Genomic DNA, 12,046 nt, shown 5'->3' with positions numbered 1-12,046 from the left:
TGAAGGCCCCCTCCGCATCCCTGCGGCCTCACACCGCCCTTCCCTCCGCGTCGAAGCGGTGCATGCGGCGCTCGTCCGGCGTAAGGTAGACCGTGTCGCCGTGGTTGACGGTGACCTCGCCGTCGGCGCGCACATTGATGGTGCCCTGGCCGTCGGTGTGGACATGGACGAAGGTGTCGGAGCCCAGGTGCTCGGCCACGCCCACCGTGCCCTTCCATTCGCCGGCCGTGGTGGAGATGGCGATGTGCTCGGGGCGGATGCCGACGCGAACGGCGCCATGTTTCGAGGCGGCCGGGCCGTCGACGAAGTTCATGCGCGGCGAGCCGATGAAGCCGGCCACGAACAGGTTGGCCGGCTTGCGGTATAGCTCCAGCGGCGTGCCGACCTGCTCGATGTTGCCGGCGTTCAGCACCACGATCTTGTCGGCCATGGTCATGGCTTCGACCTGGTCGTGGGTGACGTAGATCATCGTCGTCTTGAGCTGCTGGTGCAATTCGGAAATCTCCAGCCGCATGGTGCCGCGAAGCGCCGCGTCCAGGTTGGAGAGCGGCTCGTCGAACAGGAAGGCGGTGGGCTGGCGCACGATGGCGCGGCCGATGGCCACGCGCTGGCGCTGGCCGCCGGAAAGCTGGCCGGGCCGGCGTTCCAGATAGTTGCTGAGATTGAGCACGCGGGCGGCTTCCGCCACCTTCTTGTCGATCATGTCCTTGCTTTCGCCGGCCATCTTGAGCGGGAAGGCGATGTTCCTGGCCACCGTCATGTGCGGGTAGAGAGCGTATGACTGGAACACCATCGCCAGCTTGCGCCTTGCCGGCGCCTCGTTGGTGACGTCGCGCCCGTCGATCATGATGGTGCCCGAGGTGGTGTCCTCCAGCCCCGCGATCAGGCGCAGCAGTGTGGACTTGCCGCAGCCCGACGGGCCGACGAAGACCACGAACTCGCCGTCCTCGATCTCGAGGTCGATGTCGGGGATGATGGTCGTCGCGCCGAAGGACTTGCTGACATTCCTCAGGACGATGTTGCCCATGTCGCTTCTCTCCTACTTCACCGCGCCGAAGGTGAGCCCGCGCACGAGCTGACGCTGCGAGAACCAGCCCATGATGAGAATGGGCGCGATGGCCAGCGTCGAGGCCGCCGAAAGCTTCGCCCAGAACAGCCCCTGCGGGCTGGAGAAGGAGGCGATGAAGGCGGTGAGCGGCGCGGCGTTGGTGGTGGTGAGCCGGATGGTCCAGAAGGATTCGTTCCAGGCCAGGATGATGTTGAGCAGCAGCGTGGAGGCGATGCCCGGCACCGCCATGGGGGTGAGCACATAGACGATCTCGCCCCACAGCGTGGCGCCGTCCATGCGCGCGGCCTCCAGGATCTCGCCCGGAATCTCGCGGAAATAGGTGTAGAGCATCCACACCACGATGGGCAGGTTGATGAGCATCAGCATGACCGTCAGCCCGATGCGGCTGTCGAGCAGTCCCCAGTCGCGGAACAGGAGATAGATCGGCACCAGCACGGCCACCGCCGGCATCATCTTGGTGGACAGCATCCACATCAGGATGTCCTTGGTGCGCTTGGTCGGCGAGAACGCCATCGACCAGGCCGCGGGGATGGCCACGATCAGCGCCAGAATGGTGGAGCCGACCGACAGGATGACGGAATTGAGGAACGGCTTGAAGTAATTGTACTGCGCCTGCACCTCGCGATAGCTCTCCAGCGTGCCGGACGGGATCAGGTTGAACCCGGCGATCGCCTCCGGCTCGGTCTTGAACGAGGTGACGATGGCGTAGAGGATCGGGAAGAAGAGCAGCAGCGCGACCGCCCAGGCCAGCACCGTCCAGCCGATCCTGCTGCGTGTGGAAACCATGCGTGCCATGCGCTTTCTCCCCTAACGATCCAGGTTCTTGCCGACGGCGCGCATCAGGAAGATGGCGACGATGTTGGCCAGCACGACCGCGATGATGCCGCCGGCCGAGGCGCCGCCCACGTCATAGCCCAGAAGGGCGGTGCGGTAGATGAGGAACGGCAGGTTGGTGGTGGCATAGCCGGGGCCGCCATTGGTGGTGACCAGGATTTCCGCATAGACCGCCAGCAGGAAGATGGTCTGGATGAGGATCACCACGGTGATGGCCCGCGACATGTGGGGAAGCGTGAGATAGATGAAGCGGCTGGCGGGGCCGGCGCCGTCCATCTCGGCCGCTTCCTTCTGCTCGGTGTCGAGCGACTGCAGGGCGGTGAGCAGGATCAGGGTGGCGAAGGGCAGCCATTGCCAGGCCACGATCAGCACGATCGAGAACAGCGGATAGGAAGCGAACCAGTCGACCGGCCTCATGCCGAGCGACCGCGAGATATCGGCGAACACGCCGTAGCCGGGGTGCATGATCATGTTCTTCCAGATCAGCGCGGCCACCGGCGGCATGACGAAGAAGGGCGAGATCACCAGGATGCGCACGATGCCCTGGCCGAAGACGGGCTGGTCGAGCAGCAGCGCCAGCGCGATGCCGCCGATGACCGTGATGAGAAGGACGCCGACGACGATGACCAGCGTGTTCCAGATCGACTGGAAGAAGGCGGGGTCGGTGTAGAAGAAACGGTAGTTGAACAGACCGGTGAAGCTGACATTGGCCGGGTTGAGCAGATTGTAGTTCAGGAAGGAGAACCACAGCGTCATGGCCAGCGGCACGACCATCCAGATCAACAGCAGGACGACCGAAGGCGCCATCATCAGGCGCGCCAGGGTGCGGGTCTGTCGAGTCGCCATGGCTCCTTCCCCTTGGTTCGACGATCCTGCGCGAGACGGGACGCCGTCATCTTCGAATCAGGATGCCGTTCCCTCGAACCGTCATCCTGAGCTGTCTCCTTGCCGGAGCGCTGCCCTTCTCCGAAAACCGCTGCGCGTTTCGGAAGCATGCCCCAAAAGCGGCCGCCCGCACAGATGCCGGGCGGCCGAAGGCGCCGGGAGGAGCCCTATTTGATATAGCCGGCCCTGGTCATCTCGCGCACCGAGGCGGACTGGGCCTGGGCTAGCGCGTCGTCCACCGACATCTGACCGGCAAGGGCTGCCGAGAAGAGCTGGCCCACCGTGGTGCCCAGTCCCTGGAACTCGGGGATGGCGACGAACTGCCCGCCGGTATAGGGCACCGGCTTGACGCTCGGCTTGGTGATGTCGGCAGCGTCCATGGCCGCCAGCGTCGGGCCGGCGAAGGGCGCGGCCTTCTGGTATTCCGGGTTCTTGTAGAGCGAGGTGCGGGTGCCGGGAGGTGCGGAGGCCCAGCCCTCCTTGGAGGCGACCAGTTCGGTATAGGCCTTGTCGGTGGCCCAGGAAACGAACTTCTCCGCCGAAGCCGCCTTCTGCGAGGAGGCGGGGATGGCCAGGTTCCACGACCACAGCCAGTTGCCGTGATTGTCGACGCCTTCCTTGTTCGGGAAGATGGCATAGCCGACCTTGTCGGCCACGGTCGAGTTCTTCGGGTCGGAGACGAAGGAGGCGGCCACGGTGGCGTCGATCCACATGCCGCACTTGCCCTGCTGGAACAGCGTCAGGTTCTCGTTGAAGCCGTTGGAGGAGGCGCCCTCCGGCCCGGCATCCTTCATCAGGTTGACGTAGAACGTCAGCGCGTCCTTCCATTCGGGCTGGTCGAACTGCGGCTGCCACTTCTCGTCGAACCAGCGCCCGCCGAAGGAATTGTTCATGGCGGTCAGGAAAGCCATGTTCTCGCCCCAGCCGGCCTTGCCGCGCAGGCAGATGCCGCTGATGCCGGCCGAGCGGTCGGTGAGCTTGCGCGCCGCATCCCCGATGAAATCCCAGCTCGGCTTGTCAGGCATCTTCAGGCCGGCCTTCTCGAACAGGTCGGTGCGGTACATGACCATGGCGGATTCGCCGTAGAACGGCGCGGCATAGAGCTTGCCGTCCACCGTCAGGCCACCCCGGATCGCCGGCAGAAGATCGTCGACGTCGTAGTCCGCGCCCAGATTGTCGAGCGGCAGCAGCCAGCTCTGCTTGGCCCAGATCGGCACTTCGTAATTGCCGATGGTGACGATGTCGTACTGGCCGCCCTTGGTGGCGATGTCGGTGGTTACGCGCTCGCGCAGCACGTTCTCTTCCAGCGTCACCCATTGCACGTCGATGTCGGGGTTCTTCTTCTTGAAGTCGTCCGTCAGCCTCTGCATGCGGATCATGTCGCCGTTGTTGACCGTGGCGATGGTGATGGTTTCGGCATGCGCGGCAAAAGCGAGCGCGCTCGCGGAGCACAGGCCGAGGACGAGGGTGCGCAGTTTCATGAAAATTCCTCCCGAAACAAAGTGAGCATTTGCTGTTTCTGTGGGCAATTACTCACTCTCTGTGATTTATGTCAAGGCGGATTCGTTGCTGCGCCGCACACGAAGGGCGCGACCCGCAGGTCGTCCAGTCGCCCCATCGCGTGAGATAGGGCGCGGCGGTCGAGTGGAAACGGGCGAAAATGCCGGAACGGGAAGAGCCGCTCAGCCGAGCAGGGCTGCGGCGGTGCGCTCGTCGGTGATGAGGCCGTTGACCAGGCGCCGGTTCACGGCGGCAAGGATGCCGGGCAGCTTGCGCTCGCCCATGGCCAGTGCCACCACCAGAGATTTCTCGCGGGAGGGCAGCGGGGCGGAAGCGACGCGCTCGTTGGTGATGCCGTCGATCATGCGACCTTCGCGATCGAACACCCAGCCGACGATCTCGCCGACGGCCCCGGCCTTCTGCAGCGCCCGCAATTCGCTCTCGGAGATGAAGCCGTCCTCGTAGAGCGGCGCCTTCGGGCCGAGGTCGCCGATACCGACGAAAGTGACGTCGGCACGCGCGGCCAGCGCCAGCGTCGGCTGGATCATCGGCTGGCCGAGCAGCATCGCGCGCTCCTCCGGCGACGAGGCGATGACCGGCAGCGGCATGGGGAAGGACCGCGCCTTTATGCGGTCGGCCATGGTGAAGATGACGTTGTAGAAAGCGGCCGAGCCGTCGGGCGAGATGTTGCCGGTCAGCGACACCACCTTGTGCTGCGGGCATTCCATCGGCGGAAGCTGCTCGATCGCCGCCTTCAGCGTGCGGCCGGTGCCAATGGCCATGACGATGGGCCGCTCCGAGCGCAGGCGCCGTTCGATCTCGGCCGCTGCCGCGCCGGCGATGCCGATGGTCGTGGAACTGGAATCGGGATCGCTCGGCACCACCTCGACCAGGTCGAGCGCGAAGCGCGAACGCAGATGCTGGGCAAAATCCAGGCATTGCGCGATCGGATGATCGACGCGCACCTTGATGAGCCCTTCGGACACGGCGAGCGAAACCAGGCGCTGCGCAGTCTGCCGCGAGATGCCGAGCTTGGCAGCGATCTGATCCTGCGTGTTGCCCGCGACGTAGTAGAGCCATCCGGCCCGGGCGGCATCATCGAGCCGCGTGCTCACGCTGTCCTGCCGCGCACTCATCCGCACTTCCTCCGAAGCGCTACTTTGCCAAGGATTTCATTGCTGCGCAATTATCTATTTCAAACGACAATTGCTCGCATCGCCAAGTGAGAAATCCGCTCGCGCCCGAGACGGATGCAATCCGACCCTCAGGCATCGCGCCGCCGCCGCAAGCTCCTGTTGCGGCGGCGGCAGACATGTGATGGTATGAAAAAAACCGCAGTTTCCGATCTGACAATCCAAAATGACAAATGGATGAAGGGGAGTTGCATGATGTCCACCAAAAGCAGAAGTTTTTCACGTCGCCGCTTCCTCGGCGGCAGCGCCGTCGCGTTCGCGGCCGGCATGCTGGGAATGCCCTTCGTGCGCACGGCGCGGGCGCAGGCGCCGACCTTCAAGGCGGGCGTCATCACCTCGCTGTCGGGCGACAACATCCTGGGCGGCAACCTGACCAAGCGCGGCTACGACCTGTGGGCCGACGCCATCAACGCCAAGGGCGGCGTGGAGGTCGGCGGCGATCGCTTCAAGGTCGACATGTTCTACGGCGACGACCAGAGCAACCCGGCGACCGGCGCCGACGCCGCCGAGCGGCTGATCGTGCAGAACGAGGTGGACGTGCTGTTCGGGCCCTATACCAGCGGCTCGACCATCGCCGTGCAGCCGATCTGCCAGAAATACCAGGTGCCGATGATCTCCGGCTCGGCGGAATCGCCGAACGTGTGGAAGGCCAAGCCCGAGTTCAACTTCGGCATCATCCCGTCCGTGGACACCACGTCCGGCATGTCGCTGGCGGTGCTGGCCAAGCTGTCCAACCCGCAGGCCAAGACGATCGCGGTGATCGGCGTCAACGAGCCGTTCTCGAAGGAGACGGGCGAAGGTTTCCGCGACGGCGTCAAGGCCGCCGGCCTGGACCTGGTTGCCTATGAGCTGGTGCCGCCGGAGGGCGACCTGACGCCCGTCATCTCGAAGATCGCCGCGCTCAATCCCGACATCGTCGCCGTGGGCGGCCACGAGGAACCGCTCATCAATGTCGTGAAGACGTCGAAATCGCTCAACTTCCGGCCGAAGGCGCTGATCATGCATTACGGCGTCACCAATCCCGCCTTCGCCCAGGCGCTGGGCGCGGACGCCGACGGCACGACGGGCGTGGCGGTGTGGCTGCCGACGGTGCCCTACAAGGACGATCTGTTCGGCACGGCCAAGGAATTCGCCGAAATGGCGCAGAAGAAGTCGGGCTCGGAGCCGGACTACACGGAAGCCGGCTGCGCGGCCAGCGGCCTGGTGCTGGGCGACGCGCTGAAGCGGCTGGGCAAGAAGCCGGCGCTCAAGCCGGAGGACCGCGTGGCGCTGAAGGACGCGATCGCCGAGACCGACATCCATACCTTCTACGGGCCGATCAAGTTCGAGAAGGAAGGCAACCACTATCACGACAATGTCCAGCCGGTGCCGGTGCTGATCCAGATTCAGGACGGCAAGACGGTTGCGGTCGGGCCGAAGGAAGCGGCGGCCGCGCCCTTCATCTACCCGCTGCCGGCATGGAAATAAGCCGCGTTCCGGCGGGGCGGGCGGCAGGATCGCCCGCCTCGCCGTCGGCGGAGCCGCCGCCGGCCGTGCTTTCCCGGTATTCTGACAGACGGACGGTGTCGCGTTGGACCTCTTTCTCCAGACCCTGCTGAACGGACTTCTGATCGGCGGCGTCATCGCCACCTTCACAATAGCCTTCCAGCTCGCCTTCGGCGTTCTGCACGTCATCGACTTCGCCGTGGGCGGCTGGGTGGTGCTGGGCGGCTACCTCGCCTACTACATGGCGGCGGGGCTCGGCGTGGACGGCTTCCTGGCCATTCCCGTGGCCTTCGTGCTGTTCGGGGCGGTCGGCTACCTGATCGGGCCGATCCTCTACAATGTCCGCAACAGCCGTACGGCGCGCCCGGAACTGATGGCGCTGGCGCTCACCTTCGGCCTGTTCACGCTGCTGCGCGGCGGCATGCTGACCTTCTGGGGCTTCAACACCCGCAGCGTGCCGACGGCGCTGAGCGGCGAGAGCCTCGCCATCGGCCCGGTGACGGTGCCGCTGATCCGCGTGGCGGCGGCCGTCTTCGCCGTCGTCATCGCCGGCGGGCTCTTCATCTTCCTCTACCGCACGCGCTACGGGCTGGCGATCCGGGCCACGGCCGAGAACCGCCAGAACGCCGCGCTGATGGGCGTCAACATCCGCAGGCTGAGCGCCAATGTCTACGGGCTCTATGCCGGCATCACCGCCATGGCCGGCGTGCTGATGGGCTCCATCTATTCCGTCAATCCGGAAGTCGGCCTGCGCTACACGCTGTTCGCCTTCTTCGTGGCGGTGCTCGCCGGCCTCGGCTCGGTCGGCGGCGCGCTGGTGGCGGCGCTGCTTCTGGGCGTCATCGAGGCCTACGTGTCCACCTATGTGGGCTCCAGCTATTCGTTGCTGGCGATCTTCGCCACGCTGTTCCTGGTCCTTCTGGTGTCCCCGCGCGGGATACTCCAGCGCGGATTGTGAAGGTGGGCCCGACCATGAAGCGAAGCTGGGCCGGCCTTGTCATCCTGATCGCGGCGCTGGCGGTGCTGGCGCTGCTGCCCTTCACGGTCAACAACTACTGGCTGCGCATCGCCACCGGCGCGCTGATGTGGGCGGGTCTGGCCTGCTCCTGGAACATTCTGGGCGGCTATGCCGGCTACATCAATTTCGGCCATTCGGCCTTTTTCGGGCTGGGCGCCTATGTGACGGCGCTGTTGATGGGCGACCCGCTCGGCCTGCCCTTCTTCGCCACCATTCCGGCCGGGATCGTGGTGACGGCGATCTTCGCCGTCATCATCGGCGCGCCGACGCTGCGCCTGCGCGGCGCCTATTTCGCCATCGCCACCTGGGCGTTCGCGGAGGTGCTCATCCAGTTCGCCACCGTGGTGGACTTCACCGGCGGCATAGGCGGCCTCGGCCTGCCGCCCTTCCTCGACGAGCGCTTCTTCTACTTCGCCATGTTCGGCGCGGCCGCCCTCACCTACCTGCTGACCTGGGCGCTGTTCGAGCGCTCGCGCTTCGGCCTGAAGGTCAAGGCCCTGCGCGACCACGAGCCGGCGGCGGAGGCGATGGGCATCAACACTGCGCTCGTAAAGCTGCAGACCTTCGTGCTGAGCGCGGTGACGGCTTCCGTGTTCGGCTCGATCTTCGCCTACTGGGTCACCTTCATCAATCCCAGAAGCGTATTCGGCGGCGACATCACCGACCAGATGGTGGTGATGGTGCTTTTGGGCGGGCTGGGCAGCCTGTGGGGGCCGGCCATCGGCGGCGTGGGGCTTTTCGTGGTCAACCGGCTGATCTGGATGAACTGGGGCGACACGGCCTTCTACATCGCCATCCTCGGCGCGGCCATCGTGCTGGTGGTGCTGTTCCTGCCCAACGGCATTGCCGGCCTGTTCGCCCGCCGCGGCGCCCGCTCCGTGACCGTGCTGGACAAGGCGGTCGGCAAGCTCGTCGGCGGCGCCGGAGGGCAGCGATGAGCGCGGCGCCCCAAATCATGCCGATGAAGGACGCGGGCCGGGCCGCCGACCCGATCCTAACCGTGCGCGACCTCTACCGGCACTTCGGCGGCATCAAGGCCGCCAACGGCGTCAGCCTTGAGGTCGGCCGCCGCGAGATCGCCGGCCTGATCGGCCCGAACGGCTCCGGCAAGTCCACCCTGTTCAGCCTCGTGGCCGGCACGGTGAAACCCGACCGCGGCCAGATCCGCTTCGACGGCCACGAGATCGCCGGCATGAGCGCGCACGCCATCGCGCGGCTGGGGCTTGCGCGCACCTTCCAGATCCCGGCCATGTTCGACAACATGACGGTGACCGAGAACCTCCTGGCCGCCGCCGCGCAAGGCCACTGGCCCGGCGCGCACGAGCGGGCGGCCGACACGCTTTCCCTGCTCAAGCTGGAGCCCGTCGCCGACAACCGCGCCTCCGACCTTTCCGGCGGCCAGCAGAAGCTGCTGGAATTCGGGCGCGTGGTCATGCGCCAGGCGAGCCTCATCCTGCTGGACGAGGTGACGGCGGGCGTTCACCCCAACATTCGCAAGATCATACTGGAAGCCATCGCCCGGCTGCGCGAGCGCGGCATCTCCTTCCTCGTCATCGAGCACGACATGGAGATGGTGCGCAACGTATGCGACCGCATCATCGTCATGGATTCGGGGCGCGTGGTGACCAGCGGCGTCTTCGAGGACATCGTGCGCGATTCCGAAGTCATGCAGACCTATCTGGGACGTCCGCAATGACCAGGCTCGCCGCCGAAAACATCGTCACAGGCTACGGCAAGCAGGAGATTGTCCACGGCGTGTCGCTGACGGCGGAGGCCGGCGAGATCACCTGCATCTTCGGGCCGAACGGCTGCGGCAAGTCCACGCTGCTCAAAGCGATCGCCGGCGCGCTGCCGGCATGGGAAGGCAGCGTCAGCCTGAACGGCGCGGTGCTGTCGCAACTGCCCGTCCACGAAGTGGTGCGGCAAGGGCTGGTGCTGATGCCGCAGGGCGGCGGCGTGTTCCCGCGCCTGACGGTGATGGAGAACCTGCGCATGGGCGGCTATGCCATTGCCGACAAGCGGCTGGTGGAAAGCCGCATCGAGGCGCTGATCGGTCAATATCCCTCGCTGGCGCGGCGGCGGCGCACGGCGGCCGGCTCGCTCTCCGGCGGCGAGCAGGCGATGCTTGCGCTCGCCCGCGCGCTGGTTTCGGAGCCGCGCTTCATCGTGCTCGACGAGCCGTCCGCCGGCCTGTCGCCGGCCATGGTGATCGAGACGCTGGAACGGATCACCGGGCTCACCGCCCAGGGCATCGGCATATTGATGGTGGAGCAGAACATCCGCGAAGCCATGCCGATCGCCGACAAGCTCTATATCCTCGCCGCCGGCGAGACGCGCTTCGAGGGCACGCCCGGGGACGTGCGCGACGACCGCCAGATCATGGACATCTATATGGGCGGCGCGTAGGCGAACGCCGCCAATCGCCGCCCTTGCAGGCCCGTTCGCCCTTGCCGCACCCCGCCGCTTCCGCTAGGACGCCGCTGTCCCCGGTCGTCCAGGTTACCTGGATGCCGCGATCGACGAGAGCGCAGGAAGACGGCGAGAAAAAATGGCTGACCGGTCCGAAAAGATGAAGGCGCGGCTGCCGCGCGGCCTGGTCGACCGCACTGCGGAGGACATCCGCGCGGTCGAGAAGATGATGGCGACGATCCGCTCCGTCTACGAGCTTTACGGCTTCGAGCCGGTCGACCAGCCGCTGATCGAATATACCGACGCGCTCGGAAAGTTCCTGCCCGATCAGGACCGGCCCAACGAGGGCGTCTTCTCCTTCCAGGACGACGACGAGCAATGGCTGTCGCTGCGCTACGACCTGACCGCGCCGATGGCCCGCTTCGTGGCCGAGCATTACGACCGGCTGCCGAAGCCTTACCGCAGCTACCGCTCCGGCTGGGTGTTCCGCAACGAGAAGCCGGGGCCGGGGCGCTTCCGCCAGTTCATGCAGTTCGACGCCGACACGGTGGGCACGCCCGGCGTGGCGGCGGATGCCGAGATGGCCATGATGATGGCCGACGTGATGGAAGCGCTGGGGATCAAACGCGGCGACTACGTCATCCGCGTCAACAACCGCAAGGTGCTCGACGGGGTTATGGAGGCGATCGGCCTCGGCGGCGACGGCAATGCCGGGCGCCGGCTCACGGTGCTGCGCGCGATCGACAAGCTGGACAAGGTGGGCGCCGACGGCGTGCGCGCACTTCTGGGCAAGGGCCGGCTCGACGAAAGCGGCGACTTTACCAAGGGCGCGGGGCTGGAGGACGGCCAGGCCGATCGGGTACTCTTGCTCACATCCGCCGCGGCGGGCGATCTCGCCCACACGCTCGACAAGATGAAAGGGGCGGTGGAAGGCTCGGCCCGCGGCGCCGAGGGCGTGCAGGAACTGGCCGATATCGGCGCCATGCTGGCCGCCGCCGGCTATGACGACGGCCGCGTCAACATCGATCCGTCCATCGTACGCGGGCTCGAATATTACACCGGCCCGGTCTACGAGGCCGAACTGCTGGCCGAGATTCCCAACGACGAAGGCAAGATCGTGCGCTTCGGCTCGGTCGGCGGCGGCGGCCGCTATGACGGGCTGGTGTCGCGCTTCCGCAACGAGCCGGTGCCGGCCACCGGCTTTTCCATCGGCGTCTCGCGCCTTATGACGGCGCTGAAGAACCTCGGCAAGCTCGATATGTCCGACGTTGTGGCGCCCGTGGTGGTGCTGGCGATGGACAAGGATACGGAAAGCCTCGGCCGCTACCAGAAGATGGTGTCGGACCTGCGCAAGGCGGGCATCCGCGCCGAAATGTATCTCGGCGGCGCCGGCATGAAGGCGCAGCTCAAATATGCCGACCGGCGCGGCAGCCCGGTGGCGGTGATCCAGGGCGGCGACGAGCGTGCCCGGGGCGAGGTGCAGCTCAAGGACCTGATCGAGGGCGCGCGCCTGTCGGCCGAGATCGCCGACAACGCCGAATGGCGCGCCGCGCGCCCGGCGCAGGCAACCGTCGCAGAGGCCGATCTGGTGGCCGAGGTGCGCAAGATCCTCGACGCCCAGGCCGAAGACCGCAGACAGGCAGGACAATGAAC

Annotated in this window: 11 protein-coding genes; 6 read left to right on the top strand and 5 right to left on the bottom strand. The window is 66.2% G+C overall.

Annotation, left to right across the window (positions count from 1 at the left end; genetic code table 11):
• Nucleotides 1-28: 28 nt before the first annotated feature.
• The 5 genes from ACTDI4_RS03945 to ACTDI4_RS03925 all read right to left on the bottom strand — a co-directional run bounded on the left by ACTDI4_RS03945 (nt 29) and on the right by ACTDI4_RS03925 (nt 5,424).
• Nucleotides 29-1,027: an ABC transporter ATP-binding protein gene (locus ACTDI4_RS03945; RefSeq protein WP_442839917.1), complete on the bottom strand. Its 999-nt coding sequence runs from the start codon at nt 1,025-1,027 to the stop codon at nt 29-31.
• Between the two features lie 12 nt (nt 1,028-1,039).
• The gene (locus ACTDI4_RS03940) at nt 1,040-1,864 is read right to left on the bottom strand and encodes a carbohydrate ABC transporter permease (protein ID WP_442839916.1); all 825 of its coding nucleotides are present in this window, start codon (nt 1,862-1,864) and stop codon (nt 1,040-1,042) included.
• Nucleotides 1,865-1,876: 12 nt separating this feature from the next.
• Entirely contained in the window at nt 1,877-2,749 is an 873-nt protein-coding gene (locus tag ACTDI4_RS03935) for a carbohydrate ABC transporter permease (RefSeq protein WP_442839915.1), read from the bottom strand.
• A gap of 206 nt (nt 2,750-2,955) precedes the next feature.
• Complete coding sequence (locus tag ACTDI4_RS03930; RefSeq protein ID WP_442839914.1) at nt 2,956-4,269, bottom strand: ABC transporter substrate-binding protein; 1,314 nt, start codon at nt 4,267-4,269, stop codon at nt 2,956-2,958.
• A gap of 201 nt (nt 4,270-4,470) precedes the next feature.
• Nucleotides 4,471-5,424 (bottom strand): sugar-binding transcriptional regulator, encoded by a 954-nt coding sequence (locus ACTDI4_RS03925; protein ID WP_442839913.1) that lies wholly within the window; start codon nt 5,422-5,424, stop codon nt 4,471-4,473.
• A 249-nt stretch (nt 5,425-5,673) separates the two neighbouring features.
• Between ACTDI4_RS03925 and ACTDI4_RS03920 the strand changes: the two genes are divergently transcribed.
• From ACTDI4_RS03920 to hisS, 6 genes are all read left to right on the top strand, one after another.
• Nucleotides 5,674-6,948 (top strand): amino acid ABC transporter substrate-binding protein, encoded by a 1,275-nt coding sequence (locus tag ACTDI4_RS03920; RefSeq protein WP_442839912.1) that lies wholly within the window; start codon nt 5,674-5,676, stop codon nt 6,946-6,948.
• A 103-nt stretch (nt 6,949-7,051) separates the two neighbouring features.
• A complete protein-coding gene (locus ACTDI4_RS03915) occupies nt 7,052-7,924 on the top strand; it encodes a branched-chain amino acid ABC transporter permease (RefSeq protein WP_442839911.1) in 873 nt (290 codons plus the stop codon).
• A 14-nt stretch (nt 7,925-7,938) separates the two neighbouring features.
• Nucleotides 7,939-8,922: a branched-chain amino acid ABC transporter permease gene (locus ACTDI4_RS03910; protein ID WP_442839910.1), complete on the top strand. Its 984-nt coding sequence runs from the start codon at nt 7,939-7,941 to the stop codon at nt 8,920-8,922.
• Nucleotides 8,919-9,680, top strand: coding sequence for an ABC transporter ATP-binding protein (locus ACTDI4_RS03905; RefSeq protein ID WP_442839909.1), 762 nt, complete (start codon nt 8,919-8,921; stop codon nt 9,678-9,680). Before ACTDI4_RS03910 ends, ACTDI4_RS03905 begins: the two co-directional genes overlap by 4 nt.
• A complete protein-coding gene (locus tag ACTDI4_RS03900) occupies nt 9,677-10,390 on the top strand; it encodes an ABC transporter ATP-binding protein (RefSeq protein ID WP_442839908.1) in 714 nt (237 codons plus the stop codon). The genes ACTDI4_RS03905 and ACTDI4_RS03900 overlap by 4 nt, the downstream gene beginning before the upstream one ends.
• A 142-nt stretch (nt 10,391-10,532) precedes the next feature.
• Nucleotides 10,533-12,044: a histidine--tRNA ligase gene (gene hisS, locus ACTDI4_RS03895; protein ID WP_442839907.1), complete on the top strand. Its 1,512-nt coding sequence runs from the start codon at nt 10,533-10,535 to the stop codon at nt 12,042-12,044.
• Nucleotides 12,045-12,046: the final 2 nt, after the last annotated feature.

The organism is Mesorhizobium sp. PUT5, assembly GCF_052216645.1.
Lineage (GTDB): Bacteria > Pseudomonadota > Alphaproteobacteria > Rhizobiales > Rhizobiaceae > Mesorhizobium.
Note: the sequence above shows the minus strand (reverse complement) of the source record. Positions and strands in the feature narration are given on the sequence as shown.

What these genes read in the sequence shown, in the direction of transcription:
- ACTDI4_RS03905 (WP_442839909.1), top strand. Translation starts at nt 8,919, where the DNA reads ATGAGCGCGGCGCCCCAAATCATGCCGATGAAGGACGCGGGCCGGGCC.
- ACTDI4_RS03940 (WP_442839916.1), bottom strand. Translation starts at nt 1,864, where the DNA reads ATGGCACGCATGGTTTCCACACGCAGCAGGATCGGCTGGACGGTGCTG.
- ACTDI4_RS03945 (WP_442839917.1), bottom strand. Translation starts at nt 1,027, where the DNA reads ATGGGCAACATCGTCCTGAGGAATGTCAGCAAGTCCTTCGGCGCGACG.
- ACTDI4_RS03925 (WP_442839913.1), bottom strand. Translation starts at nt 5,424, where the DNA reads ATGAGTGCGCGGCAGGACAGCGTGAGCACGCGGCTCGATGATGCCGCC.
- ACTDI4_RS03900 (WP_442839908.1), top strand. Translation starts at nt 9,677, where the DNA reads ATGACCAGGCTCGCCGCCGAAAACATCGTCACAGGCTACGGCAAGCAG.
- ACTDI4_RS03920 (WP_442839912.1), top strand. Translation starts at nt 5,674, where the DNA reads ATGATGTCCACCAAAAGCAGAAGTTTTTCACGTCGCCGCTTCCTCGGC.
- ACTDI4_RS03935 (WP_442839915.1), bottom strand. Translation starts at nt 2,749, where the DNA reads ATGGCGACTCGACAGACCCGCACCCTGGCGCGCCTGATGATGGCGCCT.
- ACTDI4_RS03910 (WP_442839910.1), top strand. Translation starts at nt 7,939, where the DNA reads ATGAAGCGAAGCTGGGCCGGCCTTGTCATCCTGATCGCGGCGCTGGCG.
- ACTDI4_RS03930 (WP_442839914.1), bottom strand. Translation starts at nt 4,269, where the DNA reads ATGAAACTGCGCACCCTCGTCCTCGGCCTGTGCTCCGCGAGCGCGCTC.
- hisS (WP_442839907.1), top strand. Translation starts at nt 10,533, where the DNA reads ATGGCTGACCGGTCCGAAAAGATGAAGGCGCGGCTGCCGCGCGGCCTG.